General features: G+C 34.0%; 20 protein-coding genes and 2 tRNA genes. 13 read left to right on the forward strand and 9 right to left on the reverse strand.

All coding sequences use genetic code 11. The features are described 5' to 3' along the window. The first annotated feature begins 136 nt into the window (after positions 1–136). Genes NZ698_RS10165 through NZ698_RS10175 form a run of 3 tightly spaced genes read left to right on the forward strand, consistent with a single transcriptional unit; the run spans position 137 to position 1,534 of the window. Complete coding sequence (locus NZ698_RS10165) at positions 137–433, forward strand: 2TM domain-containing protein (protein ID WP_263003001.1); 297 nt, start codon at positions 137–139, stop codon at positions 431–433. Between the two features lie 29 nt (positions 434–462). Then, positions 463–738 (forward strand): 2TM domain-containing protein, encoded by a 276-nt coding sequence (locus tag NZ698_RS10170; RefSeq protein ID WP_263003002.1) that lies wholly within the window; start codon positions 463–465, stop codon positions 736–738. A gap of 49 nt (positions 739–787) precedes the next feature. Beyond that, the gene (locus NZ698_RS10175; RefSeq protein WP_263003003.1) at positions 788–1,534 is read left to right on the forward strand and encodes a LytR/AlgR family response regulator transcription factor; all 747 of its coding nucleotides are present in this window, start codon (positions 788–790) and stop codon (positions 1,532–1,534) included. Positions 1,535–1,586: 52 nt separating this feature from the next. Here NZ698_RS10175 and NZ698_RS10180 read toward each other — a convergent pair whose 3' ends face one another. Together NZ698_RS10180 and NZ698_RS10185 are read right to left on the reverse strand one after the other, a co-directional pair. Next, positions 1,587–1,898, reverse strand: a complete 312-nt coding sequence (locus tag NZ698_RS10180) for a hypothetical protein (protein WP_263003004.1) — start codon at positions 1,896–1,898, stop codon at positions 1,587–1,589. Between the two features lie 146 nt (positions 1,899–2,044). Beyond that, on the reverse strand, positions 2,045–2,944 hold the full coding sequence (locus NZ698_RS10185; protein ID WP_263003005.1) for a hypothetical protein: 900 nt from the start codon (positions 2,942–2,944) through the stop codon (positions 2,045–2,047). Between the two features lie 118 nt (positions 2,945–3,062). Here NZ698_RS10185 and NZ698_RS10190 point away from each other — a divergent pair, with 118 nt between their 5' ends. Beyond that, on the forward strand, positions 3,063–3,806 hold the full coding sequence (locus NZ698_RS10190) for a glycine-rich domain-containing protein (protein ID WP_263003006.1): 744 nt from the start codon (positions 3,063–3,065) through the stop codon (positions 3,804–3,806). 11 nt (positions 3,807–3,817) lie between these two features. Beyond that, positions 3,818–4,168, forward strand: a complete 351-nt coding sequence (locus NZ698_RS10195; RefSeq protein ID WP_263003007.1) for a hypothetical protein — start codon at positions 3,818–3,820, stop codon at positions 4,166–4,168. A 60-nt stretch (positions 4,169–4,228) separates the two neighbouring features. Here the strand turns inward: NZ698_RS10195 and NZ698_RS10200 are convergent, their stop codons facing one another. The 3 genes from NZ698_RS10200 to NZ698_RS10210 form a co-directional block, all read right to left on the reverse strand. After that, the gene (locus tag NZ698_RS10200) at positions 4,229–4,393 is read right to left on the reverse strand and encodes a hypothetical protein (RefSeq protein WP_263003008.1); all 165 of its coding nucleotides are present in this window, start codon (positions 4,391–4,393) and stop codon (positions 4,229–4,231) included. Between the two features lie 161 nt (positions 4,394–4,554). Next, complete coding sequence (locus NZ698_RS10205) at positions 4,555–5,325, reverse strand: SDR family oxidoreductase (protein ID WP_263003009.1); 771 nt, start codon at positions 5,323–5,325, stop codon at positions 4,555–4,557. 10 nt (positions 5,326–5,335) lie between these two features. Continuing rightward, positions 5,336–6,091 carry an SDR family NAD(P)-dependent oxidoreductase gene (locus NZ698_RS10210; protein ID WP_263003010.1) on the reverse strand — a complete coding sequence of 252 codons (756 nt, stop codon included), beginning with the start codon at positions 6,089–6,091 and terminating at the stop codon, positions 5,336–5,338. A gap of 117 nt (positions 6,092–6,208) precedes the next feature. On the opposite strand from NZ698_RS10210, the gene NZ698_RS10215 reads away from it, so the two are divergent. Further along, positions 6,209–6,616 (forward strand): winged helix-turn-helix transcriptional regulator, encoded by a 408-nt coding sequence (locus NZ698_RS10215; protein WP_263003011.1) that lies wholly within the window; start codon positions 6,209–6,211, stop codon positions 6,614–6,616. A gap of 52 nt (positions 6,617–6,668) precedes the next feature. Here NZ698_RS10215 and mnmA read toward each other — a convergent pair whose 3' ends face one another. Beyond that, positions 6,669–7,856: a tRNA 2-thiouridine(34) synthase MnmA gene (gene mnmA, locus NZ698_RS10220; protein ID WP_263003012.1), complete on the reverse strand. Its 1,188-nt coding sequence runs from the start codon at positions 7,854–7,856 to the stop codon at positions 6,669–6,671. 148 nt (positions 7,857–8,004) lie between these two features. Between mnmA and NZ698_RS10225 the strand changes: the two genes are divergently transcribed. After that, positions 8,005–8,532: a hypothetical protein gene (locus tag NZ698_RS10225; protein WP_263003013.1), complete on the forward strand. Its 528-nt coding sequence runs from the start codon at positions 8,005–8,007 to the stop codon at positions 8,530–8,532. Positions 8,533–8,770: 238 nt separating this feature from the next. Here the strand turns inward: NZ698_RS10225 and NZ698_RS10230 are convergent, their stop codons facing one another. Next, complete coding sequence (locus NZ698_RS10230; protein ID WP_263003014.1) at positions 8,771–11,299, reverse strand: ATP-dependent Clp protease ATP-binding subunit; 2,529 nt, start codon at positions 11,297–11,299, stop codon at positions 8,771–8,773. A gap of 157 nt (positions 11,300–11,456) precedes the next feature. Between NZ698_RS10230 and NZ698_RS10235 the strand changes: the two genes are divergently transcribed. From NZ698_RS10235 to NZ698_RS10260, 6 genes are all read left to right on the forward strand, one after another. Beyond that, positions 11,457–11,681 carry a uroporphyrinogen decarboxylase gene (locus tag NZ698_RS10235; protein WP_263003015.1) on the forward strand — a complete coding sequence of 75 codons (225 nt, stop codon included), beginning with the start codon at positions 11,457–11,459 and terminating at the stop codon, positions 11,679–11,681. Next, a complete protein-coding gene (locus NZ698_RS10240; RefSeq protein ID WP_263003016.1) occupies positions 11,681–12,778 on the forward strand; it encodes a glycosyltransferase family 4 protein in 1,098 nt (365 codons plus the stop codon). The genes NZ698_RS10235 and NZ698_RS10240 overlap by 1 nt, the downstream gene beginning before the upstream one ends. Beyond that, on the forward strand, positions 12,765–12,950 hold the full coding sequence (locus NZ698_RS10245) for a hypothetical protein (RefSeq protein ID WP_263003017.1): 186 nt from the start codon (positions 12,765–12,767) through the stop codon (positions 12,948–12,950). The genes NZ698_RS10240 and NZ698_RS10245 overlap by 14 nt, the downstream gene beginning before the upstream one ends. A gap of 76 nt (positions 12,951–13,026) precedes the next feature. Continuing rightward, positions 13,027–13,446: a SufE family protein gene (locus tag NZ698_RS10250; RefSeq protein WP_263003408.1), complete on the forward strand. Its 420-nt coding sequence runs from the start codon at positions 13,027–13,029 to the stop codon at positions 13,444–13,446. A gap of 5 nt (positions 13,447–13,451) precedes the next feature. Continuing rightward, positions 13,452–14,414 (forward strand): glycosyltransferase family 9 protein, encoded by a 963-nt coding sequence (locus NZ698_RS10255; protein ID WP_263003409.1) that lies wholly within the window; start codon positions 13,452–13,454, stop codon positions 14,412–14,414. Between the two features lie 4 nt (positions 14,415–14,418). Next, positions 14,419–15,318: a glycosyltransferase family 2 protein gene (locus NZ698_RS10260; protein ID WP_263003018.1), complete on the forward strand. Its 900-nt coding sequence runs from the start codon at positions 14,419–14,421 to the stop codon at positions 15,316–15,318. Positions 15,319–15,467: 149 nt separating this feature from the next. Here NZ698_RS10260 and NZ698_RS10265 read toward each other — a convergent pair. Next, positions 15,468–15,542, reverse strand: a tRNA-Val gene (locus NZ698_RS10265). Between the two features lie 33 nt (positions 15,543–15,575). After that, positions 15,576–15,650, reverse strand: a tRNA-Val gene (locus NZ698_RS10270). Between the last annotated feature and the right edge of the window lie 6 nt (positions 15,651–15,656).

A 15,656-nucleotide genomic window follows, 5' to 3' on the forward strand; every position in this document is an offset into this window, starting at 1 on the left:
TTCTATTGAGTCGGGATTTTTGCTATTCAGTCGGCAAAACTGACGGTTCGGTTATATAAAGTTGATTCAGATGTGCTTTCTGACATAAATTTGACTCAAGAAAAACAAACAAAATCAAATTTTAAAATTAAATATCATGGAAAATTTATCATTTAACAAAGAAAATTTAGCGTACGAAAAAGCAGCAAAAAGAGTAAAAGATCTTAAAGGATTCTATGGAAATCTAACTTCTTACTGCCTTGTCATCCCATTTTTATTGGTTATCAATCTTTTGACATCTCCTAGAGAATTATGGTTTTATTGGCCAATGTTAGGATGGGGAATCGGAATTGCGGCTCATGCTGTAAACGTTTTCGGAATCGGAAAAGATTGGGAAGAGAAAAAAATCCAACAATTGATGGATCAGGAAAGAAAAAATACAAAGACACTTTAATTTAAATTATTCACTTAAAACTATTTATCATGAAATACAATCAGGCATACGAAAGAGTACAGCAACTAAAAAAATTCTACAAAAACCTTCTATGGTTCGGAATTGTAGCGGCAATCATTGCAATCAGAAATTATTACAGAACAGGAGATTTTGAAAGATCTGTTTTCAGCGGATCAGTTATTCTGACAATTTGGGGAATCATTCTTACCGTAAGAGCAGTGAAATTATTTGTGCTGAATGACGAGTGGGAAAACAGAATCTATGAAGATGAATTGAAAAAAACTAAAAAGCCGATTAATTTTTAAAACCGGAAAGATTTATTTATTTTTATTTCAGATTTAAACTAAAGAAGCAATGATCAGGACGCTTATTATCGAAGACGAAAAACCAGCAGCAAGAAAACTTGAAAGAATGTTGAGTTTATTTCCTGAAATTGAGCTTGTTGCAAAGATAGAATCTGTGGAAGAAGGCGTAGAATGGTTTACAAATAATGATCATCCACAACTTATTTTTTCGGATATTGTTTTGGGAGACGGTTTGTCGTTTGATATTTTTGAAAAAATTGCAACAAAGGCTTTTATTATTTACACAACGGCTTTTGATCAGTATACTTTGAAGGCATTTAAATTGAACAGCATCGATTATCTTTTAAAACCGATTTTGGATGAAGATCTCTCCGGAGCTATTGAAAAATTCAAATCTTTTTTGCCGGATGACAATTCGGGTAATGTACAGGAAATTAAGCAGTTGATCAAGAAAGATAAAACGACACTTTCAAGAATTCTGGTGAAAATTGGATACAATTTAAAAATCGTTCAAACACATGAAGTCAGCTGTTTTTTCAGTGAAAACAAAATCGTTTATCTTCAGACTTCAGAACGCAGTTATCCGTCAGATTTTACTTTAGATGAGTTAGAAGAAGTTTTAGATGAAAAAAAATTCTTCAGGGTCAACCGACAGTTTATTATCAATTCAGATTACATAAAAAACATTCATACTTCGCCCAATTATAAGGTAGAGCTCAATTTTCAGCCTGCTGAAGAAATCACAGTGAGTCGTGACCGTGTAAAAGATTTTAAAGACTGGCTGGTCGGAAACTAAAAACCCCGAAAATAATTTACGAGGTTTTTAAATGATAAGGTTCATCAATTTTCTATCTTCTGAAACCGCCATTGTAAGCTACTTTCTTGTCTTTTTTAAAATCATTATGCTGAGATCTTGTGTATTTTGCATATTGATCTTTAGAAAGTATTCTTCTGATTCTCATTTCATATTCTCTCTGGCTTAATCTTTCTCTTGACAGCGCGTTAATTTTTCTCTGCTGATCAGGACTTAGTCTTAAGCCACCGAAATCATTGTTGTTTTGACGAAATTCTGTTTTATCATTTCTTACATCGTTTCTTCTTTGTTGTGCGTTTGCGGTAAATGCGATCACTAAACCGGCTACTAAAAATAACTTTTTCATAATGCAAATTTTAAGGTTAATTATTGTTGTTCTTGCTTTAAAAGAATCAATAGATATGCCTCAAAGTACGATGAAAAGGCTGTTATCGACGAATGGAAGAATTGTATATACCAAATATTAAATTGTATAGACCAACAGGTTTTTATTTATTTATAAGCAATTCTGTTGGCTTCCGTATCTTCAAGTTGTTTAATGATTGAGGAAGGAATTTCGTCGCTGTCAATGGGAAAACTGATTGAATCCGGAACAAAAGTTCTTCTGTCACTTACCTTTTGAAATATTTCGAAAAGAGCAATCGGCTCCTGATTAAAACTAATACAAGTACTTATAAAATGCAATTCATAGAGCTTATATTCTGGATTTTTGATCTTCTCCTTGATATCTTTTATTCTTGAGATAAAATGTCTCTGGCGGATAAACGTGTTACTATTCATAATGATAAAAACATAATCTGAATAGGCAGTAACTTTACCGAAATATTTATGATGATCTCCGCCGCTTCTCTCGATAAAATATTCTCCTGAAGTTTCAGATTTATAAATTTCCATGGCAGAACGCCAGATTCGGTCGTCTTTTGCCTGAAGCGGATTGTCCGGCAAATTTCTGTTGTAAGAATACCAACAACCGACTAACCGATCCAGAAGCAAAGTGTTTTGCTTCGTATTGTTCATATCAATTCTCAAATCATTGAAATTGAATGTTTCAGTATTTGAATTAATAAAATCTATATAATTTGAGTAACCCAAAACTTTTACGATGAGACTCAATTTGGCGAGATTGGGTTTGCTCAGAATCGAATTTTCGTTTTGGTAAAACTTCTTTAGTTTGTTGATAATCAAATGTTCATAAAGATAATTTGAACCTAAGATATCTGCTTTTTTCTTAATGTTTTTTTCTTCATTATCATTAATAATCAAGTCATTGAGTTCATCAACGATATAAGACCATTCTGTTTTTGAAACATTTTCCCAATTATTTTTCTTCAAAAAATGAAGACTAAGAAAATTCATTAATTTTTCGAGATGTACAATGTCTTCCTTTTTCATTCCTTCGATTTGTAAGACTAATTTAAGATTTTTTTAATTCTAAAAAAGATTTTCACAGGACTTTTATATTTTCTAATCAATTGAAATTTGAGTAGAAAAATTAAAAAGACAAAACAAAATGAAAACAGAAATTGTATTAAGAAACGAAAATCTTTGGCAAAGAATACAGGGATTTTCTTTAGATGCTCAAAATGCGTCATTTCCTTTCTCAAAAAAATTAGAACAGGAAGAAAACTGGACAGCAGATTTTACAAAAAAGGCGATTGAAGAATATAAAAAATTCGTTTATCTCTGCTGTATCTCTCCAAACGGAGCTTCACCAAGCGAAATTGTAGATAAAGTTTGGCATATGCATTTGATCTACACTCAGAATTATTGGGAAGATTTTTGCCCGAATGTTTTAAAAATGAATTTGCATCATCATCCTTCAAAGGGAGGTTTTGAAGAAAAAAGCAAACATCAAAACTGGTTTTCGGAAACTTTGGAAAACTATAAAGAAATTTTCCAGAAAGAAGCTCCTGATGAAATTTGGAAATATCAGAATAAAAAATCCTCCGGATCGAGATTTTGGAACTTCGGGTTTAAATTTTTTCTCTTAATTCTGGCTTTTTCTTTACTTAATTCGTGTTCAAACGAAACCGGTTCTGCGATGATTACCTTCGGAATAGTTGCAGTAATTATATTTTTTGTATTTGGAATTGCCGGAGCATTGTTTGGAGATTCTACAAATCTGGATAAGAAAAATAAAAGTGATGGTAGCTCAGACGGTGGAAGTTGTGGTGGTGGCGGAAGTAGCTGCAGTGGTGGAAGTTGCGGAGGAGGTGGATGCGGCGGAGGTTGTGGTGGATGTGGCGGAAGCTAAAAAAGATTGTTATGAAAAAGATAATCATTCATTCAGTTCCGTTTTTCATAAGCTTAATTTGGCTTTTGACAGAACACCAAACTTACAACCCGATCTTATTGAAAGGACCTGATTTTTTAAGATTTTATCTGATTCTTTTAACGGGAATTTATCTCTCAGTTTTTATCCTGAAATTCTTCAAAGAGTCTGTTTCTAAAACAACTTTTTACTTTCTCATTTCAATATTTATTTTAGGTTTAATCAAATTGATCAGAGGTCTGTATTTAGGAAAACCTATCGGATATTTAATAATGATTTTAATTATAGAAATTGCTGCAATTATCATTGTTAAATCATTTCAATTCAATAAAAAGTTTAATTAAATCATTTAGTCTTTAACAAAACAAAAACCCGAAACAAAGATGCTTCGGGATTATTTTTGATTAATTGTTTTCTTCTTTTTCACGTTTCGTTTTATAACCATATTTTTTACAGGTATAGATTGTAATTGCCATTAAAATAAAACTCAGAAAAAGGTGAGATTTTTCAGAATGTACAATTGCCTGATAAAGATTATATCCGAACACTGCGGAAACGATTGAAATCAAAAGGTATTTGTGTACACGTACTGATTTTTTAAGGTAGTTTTCATAATTAATAATTTTATTGTTATTTATAAAGTAAGTATGACAAACCAAAATATGTTACATGAAAACAAAAAGCCCGGAAAAATATATTTCCAGACTTTGAATTTTAAATATTTAGAAAATTAATTCATCAAACTGATATTTGTAAGACCGCCATCAGATAGAATTTCTGTACCTACGATAAAAGAAGATTCATCGGATGCCAAAAATACAGCTGCGTTACCAATATCAGAAGGAAGTCCCTGTCTTCCGACTGGTGTGATATCTATCCACATTTGTTTTACCTGATCCAGTTGTTCTTGTGGCACAAGTTTCCCAAAAACCGGCGTGTCAATAGATCCCGGCGAAAGCGCGTTGACTCTTATTTTTCTTGACAATAAATCCAACGACAAACCTTTTGCCAACGAAATAATTGCTGCTTTTGCAGCTCCATAAATTGCCATTCCCGGTGCAGCACGATGCGCAGCACTCGATCCGATAAGGATGATTGAAGCTCCATCGTTTAGATACGGAAGCGATTTTTGTACCGAAAAATAAGCGCTTTTCAGATTAAGATCCATGTATTTGTCATAGCTTTCTTCCGTTGTATTATCTACTGTTCCCATCGCAACGCCATCAACAACGCCACCTGCATTCACGACCAATACATCAATCTTTCCAAATTTGTCAGCCGTTTTCTTAAAGATGTTTTCCAGATCATCAAGATTGGTGACATCACCTTTGACGGCAATAAAATCGTTTCCCAATTCGTTCAAAGAATTGTTCAGGGTTGTTTCGTTTCTTCCTGTAATGGTACCAACTGCACCCTCATTTTTAAACGCTTCTGCAATACCAAATCCGATACCGCTGTTTCCGCCTGTGATGACGGCCACTTTATTTTTTAACTTGCTCATTTTTTAATTTTTAAAATCCATAAATTCCTCCGGAAACGGCAATTTGCTCACCATTAACCCAAGCTGCATCATCTGAGGCAAGAAATACAGCTGCTTTTGCAATATCTTCCGGTTGTCCGGTTCTTCCAAGGGGTGTGGTTGAAATTAATTTTGCTTCAAACTCACTACCGATAAATCCTGCAGCATGAGAACCCTCAGTTTCTACAACGCCCGGTAAAATTGAATTGATACGAATATTTCTACCAGAAAACTCTTTAGACAGAGCTATGGTAATTGCGTCTAATGCGGCTTTCGAGGCAGAATATACAGAACCTGTTGGCAACGGAGATCTGCTTGCTCCTGAACTGACGTTGATAATATTTCCGCCTTTTTCACCAAATAATTTTAATGCCGACTGAATCGAAAAAATTGATCCTAAAACATTGATGTTGAATTGCTGATGAAATGTTTCTGCCGATACCTGTTCGATAGGTTCGTAGTTGTAAATTCCTGCATTGTTGACCAAAATATCCAATGTTCCGAAAGCATTTTTGGTTTCATCAAACAGTCTGATTACATCTTCCTGTTTAGAGACATCGCCCTGTACAGCGATTGCTGTTCCTCCATTATCCGTAATAATTTTTACTACTTTATCTGCATCTGCTTTACTTGATGCATAATTAACCACAACTTTAGCACCTTCTGCTGCAAAATATTTTGCGATTGATGCTCCTATCCCTTTTGAAGCGCCTGTAATGACGGCAACTTTATTTTTTAATTTACTCATTGTTTTGTTTATTTAAAACTGAGCAACAAAATTATTACATTAAAATTTATTTTGGTAACTTTGTAACGAAAAGTAACCGTAACCACGAAGTAACACGGTAACCAAAAAGTAACCTATATGAATTGCAAACCCCTTAAAAAAGAAGAACATAGAAAAGAAATGATGGCCGTTCAGGACTCAATGGATGTGTTGAGCGGGAAATGGAAAATAGCGATTATTTCATCGATTTGTTACTACAATAAAAGAAGATTTTCAGATATTCTAAATGACGTCGTCGGAATTTCCAACAAAATGTTGAGTAAAGAATTAAAAGAATTGGAAATCAATAAACTGATTAAAAGAACGGTTTTGGAAACTCAGCCAATAACGGTTCAGTACGAACTTACAAAGCACGGAAAATCTCTCCAAACAATCATCAATAATCTGACAGATTGGGGAATCAAACATAGAAAAGAAATTATTGGGGATTCTTCTGAAACACACATTAATGCTGAATTTGAAACTGTAACAGCAGAGATAATTTAATGGGAATTAATAAGAAAAAAGACCTTTCAAAAAGGTCTTTTTCTATATAATATCACGAAATAACTCCGCTTCCTAAAAGTTCATCATCAATATACCAAGCTGCAAACTGCCCTTCAGCAATCGCAGACTGAGGCTCTTCAAATTCCACAAAAAAACAATTTTCAAACTGATAAATTGTCGCTTTCTGCAAATCCTGTCTGTAACGGAATCTCGCCATTACTTCCATCGATTCACCATTTTTGAGTCTTAAATCTTCACGAACCCAGTGAAGTTCAGAATTGTCGATTTTCAGAGCTTTCTTGTGCAATCCAGGAAAACTGTGACTTTCCCCAACGAAAATAATATTGTTTTCCATGTCTCTTGAGACAATAAAACAACTTTCTTTGTGACCACCGATTCCTAAACCTTTACTTTGACCGATCGTGAAAAATTGAGCGCCTTGGTGCTTTCCAATCACTTTTCCGTCAGACTTTTTATAATCTATTTTTTGGGCTAAATATTCTAATTCTTCTTCTTTGGATGAAAAAATTGGTGTTTCCTGAGAAAACAAAGGCGAATCTTTGAAAATTTCTACAATTTCACCTTCTTTTGCGACCAATTGCTGTTGCAAAAACTGAGGCAAACTTACTTTTCCGATAAAACATAATCCCTGAGAATCTTTTTTATCAGCTGTTACCAAACCGATTTCTTTTGCAATTTCTCTTACCTGTGGTTTTTTCAGTTCGCCAATCGGAAATAGAGCTTTTGAAAGCTGATCCTGATTTAATTGACAAAGAAAATAGGATTGATCTTTATTGTTATCTTTTCCTGCAAGTAGATGGAAGATTTCCTTTCCGTTTTCATCAAAAGTAGAATCTACTCTTGCGTAATGTCCTGTAGCCACTTTATCTGCGCCTAAAGACATTGCGGTCTTCATAAAAACGTCAAATTTTACCTCTCTGTTGCACAAAACATCGGGATTCGGAGTTCTTCCTTTCTGATATTCATCAAACATATAATCGACAATTCGTTCCTTATACAAGTCGCTCATATCGATCACCTGAAACGGAATTCCCAATTTCTGGGCAACCATTAAGGCATCATTACTATCCTCAATCCAGGGACACTCGTCCTCTAAAGTTACGGAAGCATCATTCCAGTTTCTCATAAATAAAGCCACCACTTCGTGACCTTGTTGTTGCAGCAAATACGCTGTAACACTCGAATCTACGCCTCCGGAGAGACCAACTACTACTTTCATTTATTCAATTTTACGAAACTCTTAACGGGAGTTCTTAGTTGAGCGGCAAAAATACAATAATCCTATTCACAAAAAAAATGATAATTTTAGACATTGATAAAAACGATAAATTAGAGTCATTCTTAGAAACAAACAAAAAACATTTAATATGAAAAAACTATTTATTTCTTTACTCATCCTGATTTCTGGACTGTCATTCTCTCAGTTTTCTGTAGCAACTCCAGCTTCTGATACAAATAAATGGACTTTCGGAGGTGGACTGGGAGTGGGTTTCGGAAGCAATTCTTATTTTAATCTTCAGGTTTCACCGAGGGTAGGTTATCGACTGACAAATGATTTGGAAGCCGGTTTGATGGGAAGTGTTTCTTGGCAGACTTCTGATTTTTATAAGTCAACGATGTTTGGTTTTGGGCCGTTTGTCAATTATTACTTTGCAAGATCTTTCTATGTAAGTGGAAATTTGCAACATTATTTTGTGAATTATGAAGATAAATTTTATGATTTTAAAAACAATCAGCAGGAGACCGCTTTGTATTTAGGAGGAGGTTATATGCAGCAAATTGGGAATAATTCTTTTATGCAAATCGGTTTGATGTACAATGTTTTGTATAAAGAAAACAGCAGTGTTTTTTCGGGTGGATTGATTCCGAGCGTAGGTTTTGTTGTTGGTCTTTAATTTTTTAATCCCACAGATAACACAGATTTTCACAGATGATTGAGAATGAAATTTGTTGACGATTTAATTAAAAAAATTGGCTTATTCTTAAAAATATTTTCTTCTCGCAGATTTTGCTGATTACGCAGAATTTTAGAAATATTATCGGTGAAAATCCGTGTTATCTGTGGGAGCAATATAAGCAAAAAGCATCGAGAATTTCCCGATGCTTTTGTTATTTATTTTAAATTGATTATTCTTAAGATTTCTCAACAGCCGACTTTTTCGTCTTCTGAGTTTTTCCTTCCAAACCGTCTTTAGCTTCATTCAAATCCAAAACTACAGTTTCGCCTTCAGTTAATTGTTTGTTGACCAACATTTCTGCCAATAAATCTTCAATATACTTCTGGATTGCTCTCTTCAATGGTCTTGCACCGAAATCTTTATCCCAACCTTTTTCAGAAATGAAATCTTTGGCTTCAGTAGTTAATTCTACTTTGTATCCTAATTTTTCTAGTCTTGAATACAGTTTACCTAGTTCGATATCGATAATTCTTGAAATGTCGTTTCTTTCAAGAGAGTTGAAGATCACAATATCATCAATTCTGTTCAAGAATTCCGGAGCAAATGCTTTTTTAAGAGCGTTTTCAATCGTACTTCTTGTTCTGGAATCTGTGTTAGTTTTCTTCGCATTAGTTCCAAATCCTACACCATCTCCAAAGTCTTTGATATCTCTGGTTCCGATGTTTGAAGTAAGGATGATAATTGTATTTCTAAAATCAATTTTTCTTCCCAAGCTGTCGGTAACGTGACCTTCATCTAAGATCTGCAACAGAATGTTGAACACATCTGGATGCGCTTTTTCAATTTCATCCAAAAGAACAACTGCGTAAGGTTTTCTTCTAACTGCTTCAGTTAATTGTCCACCTTCTTCGTATCCAACGTATCCTGGAGGCGCACCAACCAATCTTGAAACAGCGAATTTTTCCATATATTCACTCATGTCAATTCTGATCAAAGCTTCGTCAGAATCGAAGAGTTCTCTCGCCATTACTTTTGCCAGCTCAGTTTTACCAACACCCGTTGTTCCTAAGAAAATGAATGTTCCAATCGGTCTGTTCGGATCTTTCAATCCGGCTCTGTTTCTTTGGATAGCTTTTACAACCTTTTTTACAGCGTCTTCTTGACCAATTACCTTTCCGTTTAGATTATTATCCATTCCGGCAAGTTTATCCAGCTCATTTTTACCGACTTTCGTTACAGGAACTCCACTCATCATCGATACTACTTCAGCTACACTTTCTTCTGAAACAGTTTCTTTTTTCTCTTTGACATCTTTATCCCACTGATCCTGAGCAGAATTTAATTCCATCTGTAAACGCTCTTCTTCATCCTTCAGCTTTCTTGCTTCCAGATAATCCTGAGCTTTCACAGCTTTTTGCTTCAATTCTTTGATGTCTTCGATTTTCTTTTCAAAATCAATGATTTCAGTAGGAACTTTCATGTTTTTAATATAAACACGAGATCCCGCTTCGTCCATTGCATCAATCGCTTTGTCCGGTAAAAATCGGTCGGTAATATATCTTGATGTCAAATTGACACAAGCAAGAATTGCTTCCTCTGTATACACTACATTGTGATGCTCTTCATATTTATCTTTAATTTGATTCAAGATTTGAATCGTTTCCTCAATATTGGTAGGCTCTACCATTACTTTCTGGAATCTTCTTTCTAAAGCACCATCTTTTTCGATGTATTGACGATACTCATCAAGAGTTGTAGCACCAATACATTGAATTTCACCTCTTGCCAAAGCTGGTTTGAACATATTTGAAGCATCTAAACTTCCTGTAGAACTTCCTGCTCCAACAATTGTGTGCAACTCGTCGATGAATAAAATCACATCACGGTTCTTTTCAAGTTCCGTCATGATTGCTTTCATTCTTTCTTCAAATTGACCACGGTATTTCGTTCCGGCAACTAAACTCGCCAAATCAAGAGTGATGACTCTTTTACCAAAAAGAACTCTCGAAACTTTCTTCTGTTGAATTCTTAAAGCCAAACCTTCAGCGATGGCAGATTTACCAACTCCTGGCTCACCAATCAACAACGGATTGTTTTTCTTTCTTCTCGATAAAATTTGAGAAACTCTCTCAATTTCTTTCTCACGACCAATCACTGGATCTAATTTCCCGTCTCTTGCCAAAGAAGTCAAGTCTCTACCAAAGTTATCCAAAGTCGGAGTTTTACTTTTTGCAGAACCTAAATTTCCTGTAGGCTTTCTCATCTGCTCAAATTCTTCTCTGTCATCATCATCATCGTAAGCCGAGTTTTGAGGCGTTTGACCAGAATTTTTAAGCATTGTCTGATATTCTCTTGAAACTCCTTCATAATCAATGTCGTAAGCTCCTAAAATACTTGAAGTAGGATCCTCATATTTATATAAAATGCCCAAAAGCAAGTGAACGGTATTGATCTCGTTGCTCTTATATTGTCTGCATTCCAGCTCCGCACGTTTAATGGAATGATCTGCCATTTTGGTGAAAGAAATATTGGTAACCTCCTCAGAAATAGGATTTAGACTTGCTGTATTTAAAGTTTCAATTTTTCTTCTGATTTGTGTTAAATCGGCATTCAGCCCTTGAAGGATTTCTTTTGCAGAGTTTTCTGTTTTTATAATACCTAAAAGTAGATGTTCTGTATTAAGAAATTCACTTTTCAGCCGCTTAGCTTCATTTTTGCTTTGTTTGAACACTTGGCTCAAACCTTGTGAAAACTTATAATCCATAATATTGTATCTCAAATTGGAATAACGGTAACATTTACCGTTTATTCTTTATCTAAATTACAAATATTTTACCAAAAACCAATTAATGACTTTATGGCAGAAAAAAGTTTTTTATCTTACTGAAAATGACTAAGTTTGTTATCCTCAAATTTTCCTAATGAGTTCCGAAATTACAAATTACATCGGTTATGCCGCTTCAGTATTCATCGTTTTGAGTTTCATACTTAAAGATTTAACCAAAATCAGGATTGTCAATTTGGTAGGATGTATCTGTTTTGTTATCTATGGAATTTTCAGCGGTATGCTTTGGCCGGTTATCATTCCGAACGCAATCATCTGTTTTGTACAGATTTATCATTTACTGACTGCAAAGAAAAAGTAATGAAGCGAAAAAAAGTTCTTACTTCCGCATTCAGCAACCTTTATACCGATCAGAGAATTGAAAAAGTCTGCAGAACTTTACATGAAAACGGCTACGAAATCGAATTGATTGGCAACAATTGGGGTGGCGAAGAACAAATGCAGCGTCCTTATCAATTTTCAAGAATAAATATAGTTTCTAAAACTTTAAAAACTGCTTATTTTGAATTTAACTGGAAATTGTATCATGAGCTAAAGAAAAAAGCTGACGAAAATACCATTCTTCACGCGAATGATCTGGATGCTTTACTGCCAAATTATCTAATATCTAAAAAATTAAATATTCCTCTTGTATTCGACAGTCACGAAATTTTTTCGGAAATGCCCGCAGTCCAGGGAAAAATGTCTCAGAAATTGTGGCGTTATCTGCAAAATAAAATCGTTCCGAATCTGAAATTTATGATTACCGCAAGCGGAAGTTATGCAAAATGGTTTCAGAATAAATATGGAATCAAACCTGTCGTAGTTCAAAATGCACCAAGAAAAATTAATTTTTCATTAGAAATTCCAGAAAACAATCCGAAAATACTTTTATATCAAGGCGCAATCAATCCTTTTCGTGGAATTGATAAGGCCATTTTGGCAATGCATCACCTTGAAAATGTTATTTTTAAAATTGCCGGAGACGGACCGAGAAAAAGGGAGTATGAAAATTTAGTTTTACAAGAAAATCTTCAGGATAAAGTTCAGTTTTTAGGCAAATTACTTCCAGACGATTTAAGAAAAATCACTTTGACGGCAGATGTGGGAATGAGCATTGAGGAAAATGGTGGTGAAAGTTATGAATTTTCACTTCCGAATAAAGTTCTGGACTGTATTCAGGCAAGAGTTCCACTTATTTTATCTCCACTTCCAGAAATGATAAATATTAAAAATCAATTTGATGTTGGAGAAATTATCGAAAATCATCAACCTGAAAATATCGCTAAAGCTGTAAATTTACTTTTAAATAAAGGAAGAAAAAACTATCAATTTGAATTGGAAAAAGCATCAAAAATCCTTTGTTGGGAAAACGAAGAAATAAAATTGTTGGAGATTTTTGAAAATGCTTCAAAATAAACCGTTAAGAGAATTAAAAGTACAAGAATTGTTAAGAATAGCTTTGCTTGAAGAATTCAACTTGTATTTCGAAAATAAGCGAAGCGGCATTGTTTATCTTAAAAATATTTCAAAACCTTTCAAAAAATCTTTATCTAACCTTGCGTTAAAAAATAAAAATTTAATCATTTAAAAAAAGATTTTCATATTAAATCTGTTTTAAATTATCTTTTTTAAATTGGTTATCTTTGCCAAAAGAAAATATAGAAATGACCATTAAAGAAAATCAGCAGGAAATAATCGACGAATTTGCGTTTCTTGAAGACTGGGAACAAAAATATGAGTATATCATAGATTTGGGTAAAGATCTTAAAGGTCTTCCGGAGGAAAAGAAAACTGATGACAATCTGATCAAAGGCTGTCAAAGTAAAGTTTGGATTGATGCTGAATTCAAAGATGGAAAACTGTTTTTCAATGCAGATTCTGACGGAATTCTTCCAAAAGGAATCGTTTCTTTATTGGTAAGCATTTATAGTGGCCATTCTACTCAGGAAATTCTGGATTCTGATTTTGAATTTATCTCAGAAATAGGATTGCAGGAATTTCTGTCACCTTCCAGAGCCAACGGATTGATGGCAATGACCAAACAAATCAAATTTTATGCTGTTGCGTATCAACTGAAATCGTAAGCGTGATCAGGATTTTAGCATATCGTTTTTCCGCTTTTGGTGATGTCGCTATGACAATGCCTGTTTTTCGTGAGTTTTTGGAACAAAATCCCAATGTTGAAATTATAATGGTTACCCGTAATAATTTTGAGGACTTATTTGCTGATCTTCCGAGAGTTATATTTAAAGGGATCGACCTTGATGATTATAAAGGTTTTTTAGGATTAAGAAAATTGGCAAAAGAACTTCTTGATGAATTTTATCCAACTTATATTGCTGATCTTCATGATGTTATACGTACAAAAATTTTGGATAAAATTTATGTACGAAAAGGGTACAGGGTTTTTAAAATTAATAAAGGCAAAGAAGAAAAAGAAGAACTTACCGATGTCTGGAATTTAGAAAAAGTTCAGCTTAAGAAAACGGTAGAACGCTACGCAGATGTTTTTCGGGAAATGGGTTTTAAAGTTGATCTTTCACACAAATTAAGACCAATTTGCAATGAAAAGTCAGGAATAGGTTTTGCGCCATTTGCACAGCACAAAGGAAAAATGCTTCCTTTGGAAAAATCGTTTGAGCTTGTAAAAATTTTAGCAAAAAAACACACTATCTATTTTTTCGGGGGAGGAAAAAATGAGACTGAAACTCTTGAAAATTGGGAAAAACAAATTCCAAATACTAAAAGTTTAGCCGGAAAACTTAATCTTTCAGAGGAACTCAACAGAATTGCGCAGCTTGAAGTAATGATTTCGATGGATTCGGCTAATATGCATTTAGCAAGTATTGTAGGAACCCGATGTGTTTCCATTTGGGGTTCAACTCATCCTTATGCCGGATTTTTAGGATTCGGACAAAGTGAAAATGATGTTGTTCAGATCAATGATCTTACCTGCAGACCCTGTTCAGTTTTTGGGGACAAAGAGTGCTACCGTGGTGATTGGGCTTGTCTGGAAGAAATCAATGTACAGCAAATCATCGATAAAATATAAATGAATGAAGCTTTCTGTATGTATTCCCATTTTTAATTTTGACGTTCGGGAACTTGTTTACGATCTCAAAAAAGAAATAGAGAAGAATAATATATATGCAGAACTTATTTTGATTGATGACGGTTCGAATGATCATTTTAAAACAATAAATGAGGAACTTCAAAAAGAAGTAAGTAATTTTATTTTTCTCGAAAAAAATATTGGTAGATCTAAGATCAGAAACTTGTTTTTGCAATACGCAGAAGGTGAATATTTGCTTTTTCTTGATTGCGACGGAAAAATAACTGATCCAAATTTTCTTAAAATTTATATTGAATTTCTTCATCAAAACACAAAATGTAATGTTTTATATGGTGGAAGAACCGTCTTAGAAATACTTTCTGACAAAAAGTACATCTTGAGATGGAAATTTGCTGTAGAACGAGAAAATCTGTCTGTTTTGCTGCGTAATGAAAAGCCTTATCTTTCATTTCAGACGAATAATTTCCTCATTAGAAAAGAGATTCTCAGCAAGATAAAATTCAATCAGGAATTTGAAAATTACGGTTATGAAGATTTACTTTTTGCAATGGATTTGAAATCTGAACAGATTGGAATCAATCATGTAAATAATCCCATTTTCAATAATGATTTGGAAAGCAATGAGGTTTATTTAGCCAAAGTGGAGGAGTCTGTCGAAAGCTTGGTCAAAATGCTTAAAACGAATTCTTTAAGGCTCAAAATTTCTGAGATCAAATTAGTGAAAGCCTACAATTTTCTAAAAAAAATACATTTAGAATCTCTATTTCTTTATCTCTTTAAATTTCTTGAGAAAAGGGTAAAGCAAAATCTTCTTTCAGAACATCCTAATCTGAGAAATCTTGATTTATACAAACTAGGTTTACTACTTAAAAAGATGAAATGAAATTGTGATTGCCTAAAAGTATGCCTCAAAATCCTAAAATCATTGAAAGAAACACTCTTTTCAAGAATTAGCACAAAATTTAAAACCTCTACAAACTCCCATGAATAGGCATAAAATAAAAAACTCTCAGAATAATCTGAGAGTTTTTGTGGGCCCTGAGGGATTCGAACCCCCGACCCTCTGGGTGTAAACCAGATGCTCTGAACCAACTGAGCTAAGAGCCCTGAATTTTTTTGAAAGGTTTCAGTAAACCTTTGTGGGCCCTGAGGGATTCGAACCCCCGACCCTCTGGGTGTAAACCAGATGCTCTGAACCAACTGAGCTAAGAGCCCTAGACG

This window comes from Chryseobacterium edaphi (genome assembly GCF_025628985.1).
Lineage (GTDB): Bacteria > Bacteroidota > Bacteroidia > Flavobacteriales > Weeksellaceae > Chryseobacterium > Chryseobacterium edaphi.

Bases quoted from the DNA above. Each gene is read 5' to 3' on its own strand.
- NZ698_RS10165 (WP_263003001.1), top strand. From the start codon at position 137: ATGGAAAATTTATCATTTAACAAAGAAAATTTAGCGTACGAAAAAGCA.
- NZ698_RS10170 (WP_263003002.1), top strand. From the start codon at position 463: ATGAAATACAATCAGGCATACGAAAGAGTACAGCAACTAAAAAAATTC.
- NZ698_RS10175 (WP_263003003.1), top strand. From the start codon at position 788: ATGATCAGGACGCTTATTATCGAAGACGAAAAACCAGCAGCAAGAAAA.
- NZ698_RS10180 (WP_263003004.1), bottom strand. From the start codon at position 1,898: ATGAAAAAGTTATTTTTAGTAGCCGGTTTAGTGATCGCATTTACCGCA.
- NZ698_RS10185 (WP_263003005.1), bottom strand. From the start codon at position 2,944: ATGAAAAAGGAAGACATTGTACATCTCGAAAAATTAATGAATTTTCTT.
- NZ698_RS10190 (WP_263003006.1), top strand. From the start codon at position 3,063: ATGAAAACAGAAATTGTATTAAGAAACGAAAATCTTTGGCAAAGAATA.
- NZ698_RS10195 (WP_263003007.1), top strand. From the start codon at position 3,818: ATGAAAAAGATAATCATTCATTCAGTTCCGTTTTTCATAAGCTTAATT.
- NZ698_RS10205 (WP_263003009.1), bottom strand. From the start codon at position 5,325: ATGAGCAAGTTAAAAAATAAAGTGGCCGTCATCACAGGCGGAAACAGC.
- NZ698_RS10210 (WP_263003010.1), bottom strand. From the start codon at position 6,091: ATGAGTAAATTAAAAAATAAAGTTGCCGTCATTACAGGCGCTTCAAAA.
- NZ698_RS10215 (WP_263003011.1), top strand. From the start codon at position 6,209: ATGAATTGCAAACCCCTTAAAAAAGAAGAACATAGAAAAGAAATGATG.
- mnmA (WP_263003012.1), bottom strand. From the start codon at position 7,856: ATGAAAGTAGTAGTTGGTCTCTCCGGAGGCGTAGATTCGAGTGTTACA.
- NZ698_RS10225 (WP_263003013.1), top strand. From the start codon at position 8,005: ATGAAAAAACTATTTATTTCTTTACTCATCCTGATTTCTGGACTGTCA.
- NZ698_RS10230 (WP_263003014.1), bottom strand. From the start codon at position 11,299: ATGGATTATAAGTTTTCACAAGGTTTGAGCCAAGTGTTCAAACAAAGC.
- NZ698_RS10235 (WP_263003015.1), top strand. From the start codon at position 11,457: ATGAGTTCCGAAATTACAAATTACATCGGTTATGCCGCTTCAGTATTC.
- NZ698_RS10240 (WP_263003016.1), top strand. From the start codon at position 11,681: ATGAAGCGAAAAAAAGTTCTTACTTCCGCATTCAGCAACCTTTATACC.
- NZ698_RS10245 (WP_263003017.1), top strand. From the start codon at position 12,765: ATGCTTCAAAATAAACCGTTAAGAGAATTAAAAGTACAAGAATTGTTA.
- NZ698_RS10250 (WP_263003408.1), top strand. From the start codon at position 13,027: ATGACCATTAAAGAAAATCAGCAGGAAATAATCGACGAATTTGCGTTT.
- NZ698_RS10260 (WP_263003018.1), top strand. From the start codon at position 14,419: ATGAAGCTTTCTGTATGTATTCCCATTTTTAATTTTGACGTTCGGGAA.